Annotated in this window: 17 protein-coding genes and 1 pseudogene; 6 read left to right on the top strand and 12 right to left on the bottom strand. The window is 38.1% G+C overall.

Going from position 1 to position 18654, the window contains the following annotated elements; all coding sequences use genetic code 11:
- From ACTHN6_RS08640 to ACTHN6_RS08600, 9 genes and pseudogenes are all read right to left on the bottom strand, one after another.
- A pseudogene (locus tag ACTHN6_RS08640) lies at nucleotides 1-135 on the bottom strand (UDP-glucose 6-dehydrogenase); the annotation flags it as partial.
- A gap of 268 nt (nucleotides 136-403) precedes the next feature.
- A complete protein-coding gene (locus ACTHN6_RS08635; RefSeq protein WP_440435347.1) occupies nucleotides 404-1510 on the bottom strand; it encodes a glycosyltransferase family 4 protein in 1107 nt (368 codons plus the stop codon).
- A gap of 11 nt (nucleotides 1511-1521) precedes the next feature.
- Entirely contained in the window at nucleotides 1522-2466 is a 945-nt protein-coding gene (locus ACTHN6_RS08630; RefSeq protein WP_440435345.1) for a sulfotransferase domain-containing protein, read from the bottom strand.
- Between the two features lie 21 nt (nucleotides 2467-2487).
- Nucleotides 2488-3282, bottom strand: a complete 795-nt coding sequence (gene cysQ / locus ACTHN6_RS08625; RefSeq protein WP_440435344.1) for a 3'(2'),5'-bisphosphate nucleotidase CysQ — start codon at nucleotides 3280-3282, stop codon at nucleotides 2488-2490.
- A gap of 88 nt (nucleotides 3283-3370) precedes the next feature.
- The gene (locus tag ACTHN6_RS08620; RefSeq protein ID WP_440435343.1) at nucleotides 3371-4531 is read right to left on the bottom strand and encodes an MFS transporter; all 1161 of its coding nucleotides are present in this window, start codon (nucleotides 4529-4531) and stop codon (nucleotides 3371-3373) included.
- Nucleotides 4532-4552: 21 nt separating this feature from the next.
- Nucleotides 4553-5020: a methylglyoxal synthase gene (locus tag ACTHN6_RS08615; RefSeq protein WP_440435342.1), complete on the bottom strand. Its 468-nt coding sequence runs from the start codon at nucleotides 5018-5020 to the stop codon at nucleotides 4553-4555.
- A 152-nt stretch (nucleotides 5021-5172) separates the two neighbouring features.
- Complete coding sequence (locus ACTHN6_RS08610) at nucleotides 5173-6435, bottom strand: NupC/NupG family nucleoside CNT transporter (RefSeq protein ID WP_440435341.1); 1263 nt, start codon at nucleotides 6433-6435, stop codon at nucleotides 5173-5175.
- Nucleotides 6436-6556: 121 nt separating this feature from the next.
- A complete protein-coding gene (trxA, locus tag ACTHN6_RS08605; protein ID WP_440435340.1) occupies nucleotides 6557-6874 on the bottom strand; it encodes a thioredoxin in 318 nt (105 codons plus the stop codon).
- 127 nt (nucleotides 6875-7001) lie between these two features.
- Nucleotides 7002-7466: a response regulator gene (locus ACTHN6_RS08600; RefSeq protein WP_440435339.1), complete on the bottom strand. Its 465-nt coding sequence runs from the start codon at nucleotides 7464-7466 to the stop codon at nucleotides 7002-7004.
- 175 nt (nucleotides 7467-7641) lie between these two features.
- Here ACTHN6_RS08600 and ACTHN6_RS08595 point away from each other — a divergent pair, with 175 nt between their 5' ends.
- The 6 genes from ACTHN6_RS08595 to ACTHN6_RS08570 all read left to right on the top strand — a co-directional run bounded on the left by ACTHN6_RS08595 (nucleotide 7642) and on the right by ACTHN6_RS08570 (nucleotide 15010).
- The gene (locus ACTHN6_RS08595) at nucleotides 7642-8373 is read left to right on the top strand and encodes a hypothetical protein (protein ID WP_440435338.1); all 732 of its coding nucleotides are present in this window, start codon (nucleotides 7642-7644) and stop codon (nucleotides 8371-8373) included.
- A gap of 100 nt (nucleotides 8374-8473) precedes the next feature.
- Nucleotides 8474-10627, top strand: a complete 2154-nt coding sequence (locus ACTHN6_RS08590; protein WP_440435337.1) for a sensor histidine kinase — start codon at nucleotides 8474-8476, stop codon at nucleotides 10625-10627.
- A 26-nt stretch (nucleotides 10628-10653) separates the two neighbouring features.
- A complete protein-coding gene (locus ACTHN6_RS08585; protein ID WP_440435336.1) occupies nucleotides 10654-11772 on the top strand; it encodes a hybrid sensor histidine kinase/response regulator in 1119 nt (372 codons plus the stop codon).
- Between the two features lie 125 nt (nucleotides 11773-11897).
- On the top strand, nucleotides 11898-12398 hold the full coding sequence (locus ACTHN6_RS08580) for a thioredoxin family protein (protein WP_440435335.1): 501 nt from the start codon (nucleotides 11898-11900) through the stop codon (nucleotides 12396-12398).
- Nucleotides 12399-12678: 280 nt separating this feature from the next.
- A complete protein-coding gene (locus ACTHN6_RS08575) occupies nucleotides 12679-14430 on the top strand; it encodes a sodium:solute symporter (protein ID WP_440435334.1) in 1752 nt (583 codons plus the stop codon).
- Between the two features lie 61 nt (nucleotides 14431-14491).
- On the top strand, nucleotides 14492-15010 hold the full coding sequence (locus ACTHN6_RS08570) for a hypothetical protein (RefSeq protein WP_440435333.1): 519 nt from the start codon (nucleotides 14492-14494) through the stop codon (nucleotides 15008-15010).
- 2 nt (nucleotides 15011-15012) lie between these two features.
- On the opposite strand, the gene bioA is transcribed toward ACTHN6_RS08570, so the two are convergent.
- From bioA to era, 3 genes are all read right to left on the bottom strand, one after another.
- Nucleotides 15013-16290, bottom strand: a complete 1278-nt coding sequence (bioA, locus tag ACTHN6_RS08565) for an adenosylmethionine--8-amino-7-oxononanoate transaminase (RefSeq protein WP_440435332.1) — start codon at nucleotides 16288-16290, stop codon at nucleotides 15013-15015.
- A 51-nt stretch (nucleotides 16291-16341) separates the two neighbouring features.
- On the bottom strand, nucleotides 16342-17652 hold the full coding sequence (gene der, locus ACTHN6_RS08560; RefSeq protein WP_440435331.1) for a ribosome biogenesis GTPase Der: 1311 nt from the start codon (nucleotides 17650-17652) through the stop codon (nucleotides 16342-16344).
- Nucleotides 17653-17781: 129 nt separating this feature from the next.
- Complete coding sequence (era, locus tag ACTHN6_RS08555) at nucleotides 17782-18651, bottom strand: GTPase Era (protein WP_440435330.1); 870 nt, start codon at nucleotides 18649-18651, stop codon at nucleotides 17782-17784.
- Nucleotides 18652-18654: the final 3 nt, after the last annotated feature.

Below are 18654 nucleotides of genomic sequence, written 5' to 3'. Positions count from 1 at the left end.
GGGCAGAATGCCTTTTTGGAGGTTGGTTATCTTTTCTTTGTTTACATCTATGCAAATAACTTCGGTGCCTACTTCCGCAAGGCATGCACCGGTTACAAGTCCAACATATCCTGTACCTACTACAACTATTTTCATAATTAACAGTGTTTAATGTTTGATTTTTTAAGTGATGTTTTGTTTTTAATAATTGTGATTGATAGCATACGTTGAGGTAAACATCCGGTAATCTCGAGGCTTCATAGATTTAATTGCATGTAAGAGGGTAAACCTCTTATTAAAATTTAAATGAAATGAGCCAAGATTTTCTCAGCCCTTCAAAAGAAGGTGCAAAGAAATTTAATTTTTTTTAAAACTCAAACCCTGCCAATGCTTTTTCTCAAAACAATATTAATCATCAATACAATTATGCTGAATGATACAGTACATTATACTTATCAGCACAGCTCTGCATACTATATTCTTTATTATATAATGCCTTCCCGTTGCTTTTTAAAGTTTGAATAATTGCTTCATCCGAATGAAGATAATTTTTCAATGCCTGCAGAAATGATGCTTCGCTTATATCATCGCTTAAGAAACCTATATTTTTCGTTACAATATTAATAATACCGCCAACGGGTGTGCAAACCGGCACCACACCGGCGGATAAGGCTTCGAGCAGGCTTATCGGCAGGCCTTCAAAAATTGATGTAAGCACAAAGGCATCTGCATTTAAATAGTAATCGCTTACGTTGGCAACTTTACCTAAAAAATAAACGTTGGGAGGTTTATTGGCAATAAGCTCATCATAAACGGTTTTATCATCGGCAACATAATCGCCTAAAATAACAGCGATAACATTTTCACCTGTAAGGTTGCGCATCACATCAAGCAATAGTTTCTGATTCTTTTGCTTTGTTATCCTCGCTACATTCAGTAAAACTTTTGTGTGGCTGTCTTTTTTTAAACTGTTTATTTTTTGAGTTGTTTCCTGCAAGGCTGCCGTAGGCTTAACTTCATCCGACCCGTTTGGAATGAGTGTTTTAATATAAGCGCCATATTCTTCAAGTGCGCTTTTATGTACTTCTTCAGATATGGTTACTGCTTCAATAATATTTCTCTTGAAAAAATACTTAAACATTTTACGGCCATGCGGAGGTGCATCCTCCTTTGCCAGGTTATGCAATGTGTGAACTCTCTTATAAGAATATTTTAAACGCAGGTAAGTGTAAAAGCAATAATAGCCGGCATGCAAATGTGTGTGCACCACATCGGGCCTGATGTTTTTAAGCGTTTTATAAATCTTTAAAAACATGGAAGGATCAATGCCAGGTTTTTTGCCGAGTGTGATGAACTTCACTTTCTCATTAAGCATGGAAAGCGGGAGATGTTTTTGAGGATCGTGATGGTACATTGAAATTAATGTAACTTCATAACCATCTTTTTTTGCAAATTCATTACATAACTGAATGCAAAAAACCTGCGCTCCGCCCCAGCCTAATGCAGGCACCATTTGAACTATTTTATACATAAGCAGCCTGGTTATTCTTTAGGTATTGTATTATGCGCAAACCATTTTGAAAAAAAATTTGTGTTAAGTAATTCGTCAAGTTTGGTTGTATCGTGCAAATAAAATTCAGTTAACCTTTCTCTTATTTTTCTTAATGTTTCTTCTTCCACAAAAATGTCAGCGGGCTGCCTGGCTGTTTTTGATGTATTCATCTCAAACATTTTATTCTTCAGCAATTTTCTTTTATTAACCGGCAACCAGGGATCAATCAGCTTATCAACAACCCATTTGCGAAAGCCACTTTTATTTACAAGTCTTTGTTGTAAATATTTACTTTTTAACTCACCGGTAATATTTTTTGCAGTTAGGTCTGGCTTAAAGGTTTCATCAATATTTAAAAAATGAAAGACTTCCTGTAAAAGTTTTCCCGGATTATTTTTCAACTCATCATAATCCAGTACCAGTAATTGTTCTTTTGAAAAATATTGAAGGCAGTTTTTCAACTGTTCATAATAAAACCCATGTTCTATATAAGTAAAATCGTTGTTATCCCTTGTTATTTCAAAATCCTTTTTGGCTTGATAAATAAGCGCTGTTTCTATATCCCTGGTTTCGCGAATCATCTTCCTGAAATAAAAATAAGAAGAGATAGCCCTTGCCACGGGATTGCGTAATATGAGTAAAAGCTTTGCAGCAGGCTGTTTTGCGGCAATCTGCTGCAATAATGATGGATAGAAAATATAATTTACTGCAGCATGAAAAACGACAGGCTCATTTTGATACGCAGGTGTTTCGAGCAATAAACGTTTATTAAGTTTATCAGGTTCCGGAAACTTTACAAAAAGCGGTATATCCTTTAAAGAATTATAGCAATACACCTGCGGATGCTGGCTGATCCAGTCATTTAAAGTTGTAGTGCCCGCCTTTTGTATACCTATTAAAAAGGCGTTAGGAAACGGCGCCTGTTTTTCACTCATGCAGCAGTTGTTTGTTACTGATTAATTGCGTTCAACCACAAACCACGGATTCAAAAGATTTTCTTTATTATACTCCAGCTCTTTGCCGGTTTCAGAATTATAAACATTGCAACCAGCGAATTTGGCAACTGCATGGCCCGCAGCAGTATCCCATTCCATAGTGGGCGCAAGGCGCGGATACACATTTGCTTTGCCTTCTGCCACCAAACACAATTTAATGGAACTCCCCGAACTGATACACTCAACCTGGCCATGTTGTTTTCTTTTTTCTTCAATAAAATTCTCTGTTTCCGGCGTATTATGACTGCGGCTGGCTACCACTGTATAAACCGCCGGCGCCTGGGCATCCGGAAGTTTTGATGCGCTGTTAATATAATCTTCAATTGAAGCGGAAGAATGAGGATCATAAGTAAATGCAAAGCTGCCCGCTTCTGCTGAACCATAATAAGTTTTGCCTGTAACCGGCACGTGCACAACGCCTGCAACCGGGTAACCGTTTTCAACAAGTGCTATATTTACGGTGAACTCTCCATTGCGTTTAATAAATTCTTTTGTGCCATCAAGCGGATCTATCAGCCAGAATTTTTTCCAGTTTTTTCTTTCTTCATAGGAGAGCAGTTTACCTTCTTCACTTAACAGGTCAATATTAAGCGGTTCCAAAGCATCTTTAATTGCATGATGGCTTCTTTTATCAGCTTCGGTTAGCGGTGAGTTGTCGGTTTTGGTTTCTACTTCAAACTCGTTTTCATAAACTTCCAGGATTTTTTTGCCGGCATTGATTGCCGCTTCAATGGAGATTTTCAGTAAATCATTCATATTGGATGAAATATTTTTGTTATGGGCGAAAGATAATGCAGGAATGTTTAATAAACAATGGAGGCGGCACCAGCCACCTCTGAAATAATTAAAAATCAATCACCTTTTTTATTCTGCCGGCCAGTAAAGTTGTGCAAAAGCCAAGTATTGCAACCACGGCAAATGACCACCTTAAATTTGACGCCTGGGCAATAAAACCAATTACAGGCGGGCCAATTAAAAAGCCAAGAAAACTAATGGTGGAAACGGCTGCCAGTGCAAACTGCGGCGATATACCTTTTAATTTCCCTGCCACCGCATATACAAGCGGCACCACGCACGAAACGCCAAAGCCCACCAGCAAACAGCCCGTTATAGCTATTTGCAAAGCCGGAAATAAAATTATCAAAGCAAAGCCGGAAGCAATAAAGACACCGCTTAACTGCAATATTTTTTCAACGCCAAATTTTGTAATAAGCTTGTCTCCAATAAACCTGCCGGTTGCCATAGTGGCCATAAATGCCACATAGCCGAGCGTTATGTATTTTACAGGTGAATGGATAACCTCATGAAAATAAATACCGCTCCAGTCGGCCATACAGCCTTCGCAAATCATACAGCAAAAACCAATGAAGCCTAATAACAATATGCGTTTATCAGGTTTTACAAAAAGCGCCTCCTTTTGTTTAGTTGCTGTGTTATGTTGCGGTAAAGTGTATTTGTAAAAAAATGAAACCAGCAATGAAACTAAAATGGCTATAATTGAAAAATGTATAAGCGGGGATATCTTTCCAGATACAAAAAAGTTACCCAAAGCAGCGCCCGTAAACCCGGCAAGGCTCCACAGGCCATGAAATGAAGCCATGATTGATCTTCCATATAACGATTCAATGGCCACGGCCTGCGTGTTCATAGAAATATTAAAAAGATTGCCCCAGAAACCGAAAAAGAATAGTACGCCAACCAGTTGCCAGGTTGATGCTGCCAGCGAAATCATAACCAAAGTGAGCGGAAAGAATATTGATACATAAATCAATAATTGCCTGCTGCCAAATTTGGAAATGAGCCAGCCTGATAAAGGAAGGCTAACAATCTGCCCGGCAGGAACAGCAAAAAGAACGCCTCCCAAAGCTGCTTCGTTTAATTGAAGGCTCATTTTTACATCCGGTATCCTGCTTGCCCAGCTCGCACTCACAAGCCCGGCTATAAAAAAGAATACGCTTATTGCTATTCTGTGTGCACGACTGTTTGCTGAAAGTGTAATGTTCATAAAAGACCCCTATATAGATGTTCAGCTCGCTTTTGCCAGCGGGTATGTTTTAGACACTGCAAAAGTGTTTTTATCGGTTATTTTTTTTTCATCTGTGCTGATTTTATACTCATTATCAATCAATTTCGAAGTGATCACAAAATCAGCAGTTGTTCTGTTTGTTGCAATGATGATGTTATTTCTAATTGCCGTTTCCATAATACTATATAAGCTCCTGTTATGCATGATTTCTCCGGCGTCATCAAAAATTATCACAGCGTCAACTTTATTTTCTTCTATAAGATTACGCAAAGCTGAATACTCTCCGGGCTTTCCTGATTCTAAAACATTTACTTTTTTATTTAATGTGCCTTCGAGAATGTTTGCGGTACTACCCAATGCCAGTATTTGATGTTTCGCAAGTGCTTCTTTATTAAAATAAGACCATTCGATAAGATCGGTTTTATTATCGGGTGAAGCAATAATTGCGATGTCTTTTATTTTGTTCATAATTATTCGCGTTTTATTTGTCCTTATAAAAAGAAAGCATCAATCTCAAAGAAACTGATGCAATCAATCGTACGGTGTATTTCGTACACATTAATACCGAAAATGGAAAAAAGTAACCTATTGAATAAGTTTAGGATTTGATAACTAATAAGTTACATTAAAATTCCTGCAATAGTGGCTGACAAGTAAGATGCTAAAGTGCCGCAGAACAATGCTTTTAATCCCAATTTGGCTAAGTCAGTCCTTCTTTCAGGCGCAAGCGCACCAATCCCGCCAATTTGCATGCCCACACTGCTGAAATTGGCAAATCCGCAAATGGCAATGCTAATGATAAGCAAGCCTTTGTCTGTTAAAATGGGAACGGATTTATTAGTGAGGTTTTGAAAAGCTACAAATTCATTAATGGTCAATTTCTGGCCTAAAAGTGTGGCGGCATTGTTTACATCCTGCGCCGGTACGCCCATGCTCCAGGCAAAAGGATAGAATATCTTGCTGAAAATATAATTTAGTGTAAGGTCAAAATCTTTATTAAATAAATGGCCTATATGCAGCAACATATAATCCAATAAGGCGATCACAGCAATAAAGCCAATCAGCATGGCGATAACATTCATGGCGATTTTAAAACCATCTGCCGCTCCATGCGAAATGGCATCAATCACATTTGTGTAGGTACTGTGTACTTCCAGTTTTACACGCCCGTAAGTTTCGCTTTCTTCCGTTTCGGGAAAAACAATTTTTGAAATTACCAGTGCGCCGGGCGCTGCCATTAAACTGGCAGTTATAAGTTTTGGCGCAAGGTCAAGCCCGGCCTGTGCGCCCATATTTGCATATACCACCATTATACCTCCGGCAATACAGGCAAGGCTGCCGCTCATGCTTGCCAGCAGTTCACTTTTTGTCATACCTTTTAAATAGGGGCGAATCATTACCTGTGCCTCCACCTGGCCCACAAAAGCGCTGGCTACATTGCTGAGGGCCTCAGCGCCGCTAACCCGCATTACATAGTTCATGGCCCGCGCAATAAGCGATACTATGTGCTGCATAATATTAAAATGATATAACACCGCCACGATTGCGCAAACCAATATAATAGTTGCCGTAACATTAAAGGCAAATACAAAACCGCCTTTAAGATAATCTGCGGCGCTTCCATCGGGCTGGGTTACGTTTATACCGGAATAAACGAATGATGCACCCTGCCTTGCAAATGTTTCAAGCCTGCCCATGCCATGCCCGAGCCATTGAAAAAAATTACCAATAAAAGGAACTTTGAATACCAATATGGCAATAGTAACCTGCAAAGCAACCCCGCTTAACACAAGCCTGTAATTAATCTTCTTTTTATTATTTGATACGAGGTAGGCTAAACCAAGAATTAGTACAATGCCTGCAAGGCCCTGTAATCGTTGCATTAAAGTTGCGGTTTAAGCGCTCAAATTAAAATAAGTTAACGAAATCTTTATCTTATGACCAGATTATTTAAAACAAAAAAGGCCGCCTTGCAGCAGCCTTTCTTTGTAAAGAAAGAATTAATTACAGGTTTGCCTGTATTTTTTTATCCAGTATAGATTTTGGAACTGCACCAATTTGTTTGTCAACAACTTTACCCCCTTTAATAAATAAAATTGCCGGAATAGAAGTAATACCATAGTTCATGCTTATGTTAGGATTAAGGTCAACATTTACTTTTCCAACATTTACCTTTCCTGCATAATCTTTTGACAGTTCTTCAATAACAGGGCCGATTGCACGGCAGGGGCCACACCATTCAGCCCAAAAGTCAACTACAGTTAATTTATCGCTCTTCAGAACATCTGTTTCAAAGTTCGTATCTGTAAATTCAAGTGCCATATAATTGTTTTTATGTGAGCTAATATGAACAAAAATAAGCCCAAATCTCATTTTAATAACTTAATGACTTATTAAGCTATGTGAACAACTAAAATGCTGTTAACAAACTGACAGTGCGGCAGTTTGTTTAGGAAAGAAGGCTTTGGCGGGCTAAAAATTCCAGCTTGCCATTTGCAACCATAAGCTTTTGGGTAAGTTCTGCATTTTCCCTGCGTAACATAAAAACTTCGTGAGCAGTTCTTACAAAAATGCGAATATCATTTTCATTCCAGGGCTTGGTAAGGTATTTGTAAACCTGGCCGCGGTTGATGGCATCAATTACAGCGTTTATATCTGTATACCCGGTTATTAAAATACGGATAGGCTCGGGATGTGTTTCTAAAATTGATTCAAAAAACTCTATGCCTGTTACTACGGGCATACGTTGATCGCTTAAAATAACGTGAATGTCGTTTTCGTCTATTATTTTGCGGGCTTCAGAAGCAGAGTCAGCAATGAAAATATTGAAATCGCGCCGGAATGCAGCTTTGAATGCTATAAGATTATGTGGTTCATCATCTATGTACAATAAATTTATTTTTTTGTCATTCATGTTGCTTTGGTTTTAAAAAGGATTATTGGAACAAGGATAAAGTTACTGAATAAAAGATATTTTTTTTATTATCGCAAAATATAGCGTAATTGTAAATATTCTGAAGTTACTGCTTAAAAAATTTTTCATAAGTACCGATTAATTAATATTTCGCAATTGAATTTTTAACTCTCTGATGGAAACAGAAGTAAGAATCAGGGCTTTTAGAGCCACCGATGATAAAGAAACATGTATAAAGTTTGTTTTAGGGCATCAAAAAGTATTGGAAAATCATGGCATTCAAAAAGTAACATCTTCAACCAATGCATGGATAGATAGCCCTTCTGTTATTGTTATTGTAGTAGAATCGATTGACAGGCAAAAATTATATGGCGGCGCCCGTATTCATATTGCCAATGGTATTGACCCCCTGCCGCTGGAAACGGCTACGGGCGATATGGACCCCAAGATTTATGACTACATAAAGCAGTATTCAAGAACGGGTACCGCGGAATTGTGCGGTTTATGGAATTCAATTGAAGTGGCAGGCCTTGGCATAGGAAGCTATTTTCCTTCAAGGGCTTCTATTGTTATTCTTAACCAATTGGGCTTAGGTTCCCTGTTTAGTTTATGCTCGCCGGTTACATTAAGATTTAACCAGTGGATTGGCGCCAGGGTATTTACGGAAGTGGGCAACCAGGGCACATTTTATTATCCCAAAATTGATTTGCTGGCAACCATTATCTTTTTGGAAGACCCACTTACTTTAAACAAAGCCCATCCACGTGAACGGGTAAAAATGTTCTGGATGCGTGAAAACCTTTCCAGTGTGCACGAAGAAAAATCCCCATTCAAGAACCTAACCGTTAGAGTGCATTATGAGCTTGAGGTTAAAGGAATTAAAAAAAATGAATTTAATGTGGTATAGTATAGCTGAAGTAAAATATTATTTTTTACGAACCTTTTTATACTTACTGAATAAGTACTTTCTTTACAATTTACAGTAATATTTAATATCTTATAAACCGATGTGCATAAAGCGGGTTTGCATTTGTATAGCTTTTCTCTTTATTGTTACAAGAATTTTTGCGGGTGACATTGTTTTAACCAATGAAACAAATGTCCAAAAACTGGGAGGGTATCTCGAAATACTTAATAACAGCAATAAAAAGTATAACAGCAGTAATGTAATTGATGCGAAGGAATTTTACACCAGTACCAGAAAAATGCCGGTGTTTTCGTCATTGGATGTGAATATATGGATCAGATTTTCTGTGCTCAACCAATCAGGCAGTATTGCCTATCTTAATTTTGATCATCCAAACACATCAGTTATAACGCTCTATAAAGATTCTGCCGGCAAGCTGGTTAAAATTTACACGGGCGGAAATGCATTGATGCAGCAGAATAAAAGCGAGCTGCCGAATTACATAGTCAACTTACAACAGGGTCCAAATTCTGATATTACCTATTATGGCCATATCGAAAGTTCGCACCCGGCAGTGCTGGATATTTATGTAGGTTCCTATGGTAAAGTGGTTGAGCAGTCAAACAAAAAACTGAACATTATTACTACTTACTTTGGAATTTTATTAGCTATATTTTTTTACAACCTCTTTCTCTATTTTGTAACCGTTGACCGGGGCTATATTCTGTATATATTTTACATTTTCTTTCTGGGGTTTGCGCAGTTTACCCTCGCTGGTTTCTTATTTAAATTTGTGTGGCTTAATAACCCATGGATTAATTATTATGCAGTTCCTGTTTCCTCATCCATGGCTATAATATCAGGTGTGATGTTTTCCATGAACTTTTTAAGAACAAAATTTTACACGCCGTTTATTCATAAAATATTTATCGTAATACTAGTTGCCTCATTCATATCAATAATAGCCAGTTTTATGCACTTCAATTCAATCAGTTATTTTCTGATTGTTTTTTTGCAGGTTGTAGTAAGTATCGTAGCTATTGTTGCCGCATTTATTATTATGTTTAAAGGCTATAGGCCCGCTACATTTTATGCTGTTTCGTGGGTATTGTTTCTAACGGGGTTGCTTATTTTCAGTCTTAGAAATTCAGATATATTACCTGCTAATTATTTCACGAATTATATTCTGTATATAGGCTCTGCTATAGAAACCGTATTGCTTTCCATAGCGCTTGCTGATAAAATAAACGTGCTGAAAAAAGAAAAAGACCAATCGCAGGCCGAGGCACTGGAACAATCCCGCAAGAATGAGCGCCTCGTAAACGAACAGAATATTATACTGGAAGAAAAAGTATCTAAAAGAACGGCAGAATTGCAAAACGCCAATCATCATCTTAATGAAGCGCTGATTAACCTTAAAGATGCACAAACACAACTGGTAGAAGCAGAGAAAATGGCTTCATTGGGCCAGCTTACAGCAGGCATTGCACATGAAATAAATAATCCTATTAATTTTGTTAAGTCGAATATAAATCCCTTAAGACTTGACATCCAGGATTTGCTGGAAGTATTAAATGCATACGGTGAATTGCATTCATTAAAAGATGATACTAATTTTAAATCCAGTCTCGATAAAATAAAAAATTTAAAAGACGAAATTGACATCACTTATGTAAAGGGTGAGATCGAAAACCTGATAGCGGGTATTGAAGAAGGTGCAGAACGCACGGCAGAAATTGTACGCGGCCTGCGCACCTTCAGCAGAATTGACGAAGCTTCGTTAAAAACCGTAAATGTGCACGACGGAATATTATCTACAATCGTGCTGCTTAAGAATACTATTCCTTATTATATAAAAGTGGTTAAGGAGTTTAATGCGGAAGGTGTGATAGAATGTTTTCCCGGTAAGCTGAACCAGGTTTTTATGAATATTATTACCAACGCAATACAGGCGATAAAACAAAAGGCTGTAAAGGAAGATGAAGTAATCACTATTAAAACAAGAGATACGGAAGAAGGCTGTATTGAAATTTCAATTAAAGACTCCGGCCCAGGCATGGAGGAAGCAACAAAACACAGAATTTTTGAGCCATTTTTTACAACAAAAGATGTTGGGGAAGGAACAGGCCTCGGCATGGCCATTGTTTTTAAAATTATTCAAAAGCATTTTGGAAAAATAAATATTAATTCTTCGCCCGGCAATGGTGCTGAATTTATAATAACTTTACCCCTTAAATATAAGGGCGATGATTAACCCTAAAAACTGTGAAAAACCATACTATGTTTGCTGAAGATAAAAAAATCAGGGTTTTATATATTGATGATGAGTTAAATAATTTGCTTGCATTCCAGGCCAGCTTTCGCCGTAAATACAAAATATTTATTGCATCTTCTTCTGCAGAGGGAATGAGCATTTTAAACGACGAAAAAGACATCCAGGTAATCATATGCGATCAGCGGATGCCGCAATCAACAGGCGTAGAATTTTTCCAGGTTATCCGCAAAGCCTTTCCTGATCCCGTTCGTATTTTGCTAACCGGTTATACAGATGCAGAAGCCATTATCAATGCCATTAATGAAGGTGAAATATTCCGTTACATAAAAAAGCCCTGGGACGAGTTTGAATTGCAAAATGCGGTTCAAAATGCTTTCGAATTATATACAACAAGGCTGCAGTTAAAAAGAAAGGTGAGTGAACTTCAAAAAACAAACGATGAACTCAACCGTTTTGTTTACAGCACATCGCATGACTTGCGTTCACCTCTTGCTTCCGCCATGGGCATTATAAACCTTGCCCGCATGGAAAATTCTGTTGATGACCCCAATAATTATTTGGGCATGATAGAAACTTGCGTGAATAAGATGGATGCCTTTATCCAGAAAATAATAGAATATTATAAGAGTATACGGGTAGAAGATGAATATGCGGAAATAGATTTTGAGAGCATGCTTTCGGAAACCATTGCAATTTGCCGCATGCAAAAGCCATCTGTTGAATTCGTGCTTAATGTTGACCAGCAAATGGTATTTTTTAATGATCCCTTCCGTGTATCCATCATCATGGATAACCTGCTTTCCAATGCGGTTAAATACTCAAAACCAAGTACCGAAGCGCCGAAAGTTGAGGTTTCCGTTAAGGTTGATGAATATAAGGTACAGATAGAAATCGCAGACAATGGCATCGGGATAGTGGAGGAGCATTTAAACAATATATTCAAAATGTTTTTTCGCAGTACCACGCATGTAAATGGGCTTGGTATTGGCTTGTACATTGTTAAAGAAGCGCTTTCAAGAATTGGCGGCGACATTTCCGTAGCCTCAGCTTATGGCCAGGGTACAACTTTTCATATTATGATCCCTAACTTCAAAAAGAAGAAAGAAGAACAGGAATCGAATTAGCTTTTTATTCTGAAAATTTAATTTTTATTTCGCTGAATTAATGCAGGGTCTGTAAAGCCTTTCAATATAAGGAAATATCTATAATGTCTTTTTTACCGGGGTCATTGAAAAACAAACTTGTATAAATGAAATCAGCACCACTTTATATTTTGCTTGCCGCAATAGGGCTTATTACAACCAGCTTTGTTTCACCAAGTATTATCAGCAATGAAATAAATTGTTCTTTATCAAAAGATGCAGAAGTTAAAAAAGATGGCGGCATAACATTTATAGAACAGGATTGGGAGAAAGCTTTAAAAACTGCGCAAACTCAAAACAAGCTTGTGTTTCTTGATATTTATGCAACATGGTGCGGACCCTGCAAAATGCTGAAACAATACACTTTTACAGACGCTAAAGTGGGCGAATTTTTCAATAAGAACTTTATAAACGTTTCTGTTGATGGTGAAAAAGGAGTGGGGCCTGGCCTTGCAGAAAAATATGCCATTGAAGGCTACCCTACATTGATTGTTGCCGATGCCTCAGGAAAACCTGTATTAATAACAGCAGGTTACCTGCCTTCTGATGTGTTGCTGAACTTTGCGAATGAAGCGTTGAAAAGAAGCGGAAAGCAGCCTGTGAAATAATATGCAGCTTCTTTATTGCACTTATAGTTGCCACGAAATATATATAGTTAAAGGGAATTCCGATGTCATCGGAATAAATTGTATAAGAATACTGCAACAAAGTGCCAGTTGCCGGCTACATAAAGAATGTAACTTCCTTTATATTTACCCGTAATTTAACCACCATGCAAACAAAACCTAAAATACCATTATTTAAAAGCTGGCGTTCCTGGTATATTTTGGTAATAGCGGTGCTGGTATTGCTTATTATTTTCTTTACCTGGTTTACACATTATTTTTCATGAGTAGTGCCGACTGGATAGTACTCGTTGCTACACTGCTGTTAATTGTTGTGTATGGCTTGTATAAAAGCCGCACCAGCCGCAATCTTGAAGGTTATTTTTTAAATAACCGCAGCATGCCCTGGTGGCTTGTGCTGCTCAGTATAATGGGTACGCAGGCAAGTGCGATAACCTTTTTGTCTGCACCTGGCCAGGCATTTACAGACGGAATGCGTTTTGTACAATATTATTTCGGGCTTCCCATAGCGATGGTGATATTGTGCATAACGTTCGTGCCTGTGTTTTCAAAGCTGAAAGTATTTACGCCGTATGAATTTTTAGAGCAGCGGTTCGATTTAAAAACAAGAACTTTTACGGCTGCATTGTTTTTGCTTTCACGTGGGTTCTCCACGGGTATCAGTGTTTATGCCCCTTCTATTATCCTGTCTTCATTATTTGGGTGGAATATTTTTTATACCAACATTTTAATGGGCGGTATTCTTATAATTTATACGGTAAGTGGCGGCGCCAAGGCTGTTGCTTATACACAACAACTGCAATTGATAATTATAATAACGGCCATGTGTATTGCAGGTTATTATATTGTTCACCTGCTGCCGCAAAATATAGGATTTACAGATGCTTTAAAAATAAGCGGTGCTTCAGGAAAGCTTAATGTAATAACAACGGGCTTTGAAGGCGATGGATTCGTTTGGAAAGATAAATACAACCTTATTAGTGGTGTGATAGGCGGCTTTTTTTTAGCACTCAGTTATTTTGGGACAGATCATAGCCAGGTGGGAAGATATCTTACCGCTAAAAATAATACGCAAAGCAAACTGAGCTTGTTAATGAACGGCCTGGTAAAAGTACCCATGCAATTTTTGATCTTATTATTAGGTGCATTGTTGTTTGTGTTTTATCAGTTTCAGCCATCGCCGGTGTTCTTTAATAAAACGGCTGAAACAAAAACTTATGCTGCGCCTTATAATGATTCGCTCAAGGCCATATCATCGGCATTTAATGATGTAAATGCCAGGCAAAAAAATACGGCGGCAGGTTATGCTGAAGCGTTAAACAAAAATGATGAAGCAACTGCAGCTAACTTAAAACTTCAACTGCAGCAACTGAATATGCAGGCCAATGAATTGCGCAGCCATTATAAAACAGTTCTGTCAAAAGCTGACCCGGCGGCAGATATCAATGACACCAATTACATTTTTCTGCGCTTTGTTACAGAGAATTTACCAAAAGGCCTTGTTGGTTTATTAATAGCAATCATTTTTCTTGCCTCGTGGGGTTCAATTGCAGCAGCGTTAAATTCGCTGGCAAGCTGCACGATGATTGATTTTTACATGCGTTTAAAAAAGCATCATCAGCATCCTGAAATATCAGATTATGAAGATGAGAAACGCTACCGTATTTCTAAATGGCTGACTTTTGGGTGGGGTGTTTTTTGCATTGTGATAGCGGAATTTGCTAACCGCATGGGTAGTTTAATTGAAGCGGTGAATGTGCTTGGCTCCTTGTTTTATGGCGTTATACTCGGTATTTTCCTGGTTGCATTTTATTGCAAAAAAATAAAGGGTACTGCCGTATTCTGGTCATCGGTTATATCGGAAATAATTGTTGTTATTTTATTTATACTTGATAACAATAATGTTATTGGACTCGGCTTTCTCTGGCTTAATGTAGTTGGCGCTGTTGCTGTTTTATGCATAAGCTTTTTGGTGCAGCGCATTTTACCATCGTCTTCATCATTACTCAAATAATTTATGTTTTATTAAGCAGCAACACAAACCATTCACTGTTACTTTGCAGCTTTAATTTTTTATGCGTTATATAAAAATTGTTTTTGGGGGCCTTTTAATATTATTTATACTGCTCACGCTTATAGGTTTATTAATGCCTTCTTCCGTAACTGTTTTTCGCTCTGTTGAAATAAATGCACCTGCCGATACCATTCATTATTACACTAATAATATTGCCCATTGGAAATATTGGATTAATGGAGCTGATACAGCTTATTTTAAACAACTCACCAGTTCTGCAACTGATAAAGATTCTAAAATTTTACTAGGCTCTTTTACGATTACTATAATTTCTGTTGATACTAAACACATAACTACTTTCTGGGAAGGCAGTAGTGGCGGCAAGCAATTAAATAATCTCGAATTACGCGATAATTCAAACGGTAACACAGTAATCAACTGGAGCTTTCAGCAAAAACTTAAATGGTATCCATGGGAAAGATTAAGTGCCATGCTGCACGATAAAGTTTTTGGGCCATCTATGGAAGTAAGCCTTGTCAAACTGAAAAGCGTTTGTGAAGGAACGCTCAATAGTGATTGATTCTACAAAATTTCTGTAAGCACAGCATACACTTTTTCAAGCTCTTCGTTCGTAATACAATAAGGCGGCATTATGTAAACCGTATTGCCAAGCGGGCGGATATAAACCCCTTTCTCCAATGCCCTTGCTGTAACAACCTGGCTGATATTGTTCAGGTAAACATCATCACCCTTTATAATTTCAAATGCGAGGATAGTACCTAACGTGCGCACATTTTTAATACCATTTAATTGTTTCAATTGTGCTGCAAACGCCAGGTTTTGCGCACTGATGTTTTCTATTTGCGCCAACACATTATTTTTTTCAAACAAATCAAGATTTGCATTGGCAGCAGTGCAAGCTAATGGGTTTGCTGTAAACGAATGCCCGTGAAAAAATGTTTTGCGGGCATCATCTATTATATATGCTTTATAAATTTTTTCTGAGCAGGCTGTAACGCCAAGCGCCATAACACCGCCGGTTATGCCTTTGCTCAAACAAATGATGTCCGGTTTGGTTTGCATGTATTCGCTGGCAAACATTTTACCCGTTCTTCCAAAGCCTGTCATCACTTCATCAGCAATGCAAATGATATTTTTTTGCTGTATAAAATAAAGGAGTTCGTCAAGCAGCGTTGCATCATACATTTTAATACCGCCGGCGCCTTGCACCAACGGCTCGTAAATAAATGCTGCAATTGAATTTTCATGTTTTGCTATTTCCTCTTTTATTGAACTGATATTATTTTCATCAGGTGTATCAATAAAAATTACGTCAAGCAATATATCATGAAATGCCAGTGTAAAAACACTCCTGTCGCTAACGCTCATAGCGCCGAATGTATCGCCGTGGTAACTGTTTTTAAAAGCGAGTAATTTGATCCTTCTTTCTGACTGCTGACCATCAGCCATTGATTGCATATTCCACCAATACTGAATTGACATTTTTATGGCCACTTCGGTTGAAGTAGATCCATCATCACTATAAAATATTTTGGAAAAATTCCCGGGAAGAATGTTTAGTAATCTTTCAGCAAGTTTAACAGCCGGTTCGTGTGTGAAGCCCGCAAAAATGATATGTTCCAGTTGTAAAGCCTGTTCATAAATTTTTTGGGCAATGTATTCATTTGCATGCCCGTGAATATTCACCCACCAACTGCTGATGGCATCAATATAAGCGTTGTTGTTTTCATCTATTAAATAGCTGTCTTTTCCCTTTGTAATAGCAACCGGCGTGCTCATGTTTTTTTGAGGCGTGAATGGATGCCATATATATTTCCTGTCGCGTTCAATTAAGTTCATGCGGCAAAGGTAGTGAATGGACTGCCGGTTGCGATTCCGGTTTGCGGAGGTCTACTTCTTCCTGAAAAATATCCTCACCGGTACGCCTTTAAAATCGAATGAAGCACGCAATTGGTTTTCAAGATAGTTTTTATAAGGCGTTTTTATATCATCCGGATAATTGGTGAAGAATGCGAATGATGGCACAGCCGTTGGCAATTGCATGATGTATTTTATTTTAACCGTATTGCCGCGAACCACCGGCGCATGATGTGCCGCAACCGCCTTCAGCATAACTTCATTTAATTTGCTGGTGGCAATTCTCCGTTTACGGTTTTCATATACTTTTAATGCAATTTCCATTGCCTGGAAAATGCGTGTTTTTTCTTTCGCAGAAATAAACAGCACCGGCACATCGGTAAATGGTGCAATCTTTTCTTTCAGGTGCTTTTCATAATCTCTTGCCGTATTGGTTGATTTTTCAAGCAAATCCCATTTATTCACTAGCAAAACAACGCCTTTACCTTTTCGTGCTGCCAGTGAGAAAATATTTACATCCTGCGCTGTAATTCCTTTTTCAGCATCAAGCACCAGCAGGCAAACATCGGCTTCATCCATGGCATTTACAGCGCGTATAACAGAATAAAATTCGAGATCATCTTTTTCTTTATTCTTTTTGCGCAAGCCGGCTGTATCGATCAGTATGAAATCTTTCTGAAATAAATTATAATGTGTGTGAATGGTATCTCTTGTTGTGCCGGCAATATCACTTACAATGGTTCTTTCCTTGCCAACCAACGCATTCAATAAAGATGATTTGCCAACATTCGGCTGGCCAATAATAGCAAACCTGGGCACTTCGTTTGCTGCTTCATCGGTTTCATCTTCCGGTGGTATCAGCTCGGTTATGGCATCCAGCAATTCACCGCTGCCGCTGCCGCTCATGCTGCTGATGAAAAAGATATTATCAAATCCAAGGCTGTAAAACTCTGTGGCATCTAATTGCCGTTCAGCATTATCAACTTTATTTACAGCGAGAAAAACAGGCTTGGTTGACCGGCGCAATATTTCAGCCATGCTTTCATCCAATGACGTGATGCCGGTAGAAACATCGGTCATAAAAATAATCGCATTGGCTTCTTCAATAGCAATTTTAACCTGCTTGCGAATTTCTGTTTCAAAAATATCTTCGCTATCGGGCACAAAACCACCGGTATCTATTACATTAAAATTCTTTCCATTCCAATCGGCAACGCCATACTGCCTGTCGCGGGTAACGCCGCTTACATTATCTACAATGGCTTTGCGCTGTTCAAGCAAACGGTTGAACAACGTGCTTTTGCCAACATTTGGCCTTCCTGTTATTGCTACTGTGAACCCCATTTTTTTAGTAAAAAGTAAAAATTAAAAAGCCAAAAAGTAAAACCCTGTATGACTTTATAATTCCTGATTTTGAAATAAAATTTGCAAGTAAAAACCAGGCTTTTGGATTTTTACTTTTGAATTTTGATTTTAATACCCGTATTCCCTCAGCTTCAAGTCATTGTCTCTCCATTTAGGTTTTACCTTAATAAAGAGCTGCAAAAATATCTTTTGCTGTAGAAAATTTTCAATTTCTGTTCTTGCCAAAGTGCCAAGCTTTTTAATCATTTTACCGCCTTCGCCCAATAAAATAGCTTTCTGGCTTTCGCGTTGCACAATTATGTCTGCCTGTATTTTTATCAGCGATTCTTTCTCTTTATACTCATTAATGATAACCGCCGTTTGATACGGAATTTCTTCGCTGAACAATTCATATACTTTTTCGCGGATGATTTCACTTACAAAGAATTTTGTGGGTAAATCTGTTAACTCATCCTCGTCATAAAAAGCCTCGCCTTCCGGCAATAATTCAATAATAGTTGATAAAAGCTCATTAAGATTACTATGTTTTAACGCAGAAACCGGGATTATTTTTTTGTACGATGCTGATTGTTTGAAATTTTCCATGGCAGCTTCCACCTGTGCCGGCTTTAATTTGTCCACCTTATTCAACACAAGTATGGATGGGACTTTTAAACGAAGGCTTTGAAAAATCTCTTTCGCCTCATCCAGGTCTTTTGTAGCATCTGCAATCAATAACGCGATATCAGCGTCTTCCAGAGCGCTTTTTACGCTTTGCATCATGCGCTCATGCAGTTTATATTTCGGTTCGATGATGCCTGGCGTATCCGAAAAAATAACCTGGTATTCACCAGGCTTGGTAAGAAAAGCTTTTATACGATGCCTTGTAGTTTGCACCTTACTTGATACAATGGCCATTTTTTCGCCCACCAATGCATTCAGCAACGTGCTTTTGCCCGCGTTTGGTTTACCGAAAATATTTACAAAGCCTGATTTCATATA

This window comes from Parafilimonas sp., assembly GCF_051953455.1.
Taxonomy (GTDB): domain Bacteria; phylum Bacteroidota; class Bacteroidia; order Chitinophagales; family Chitinophagaceae; genus Parafilimonas.
This window is presented reverse-complemented; position numbering and strand designations above follow the sequence as displayed.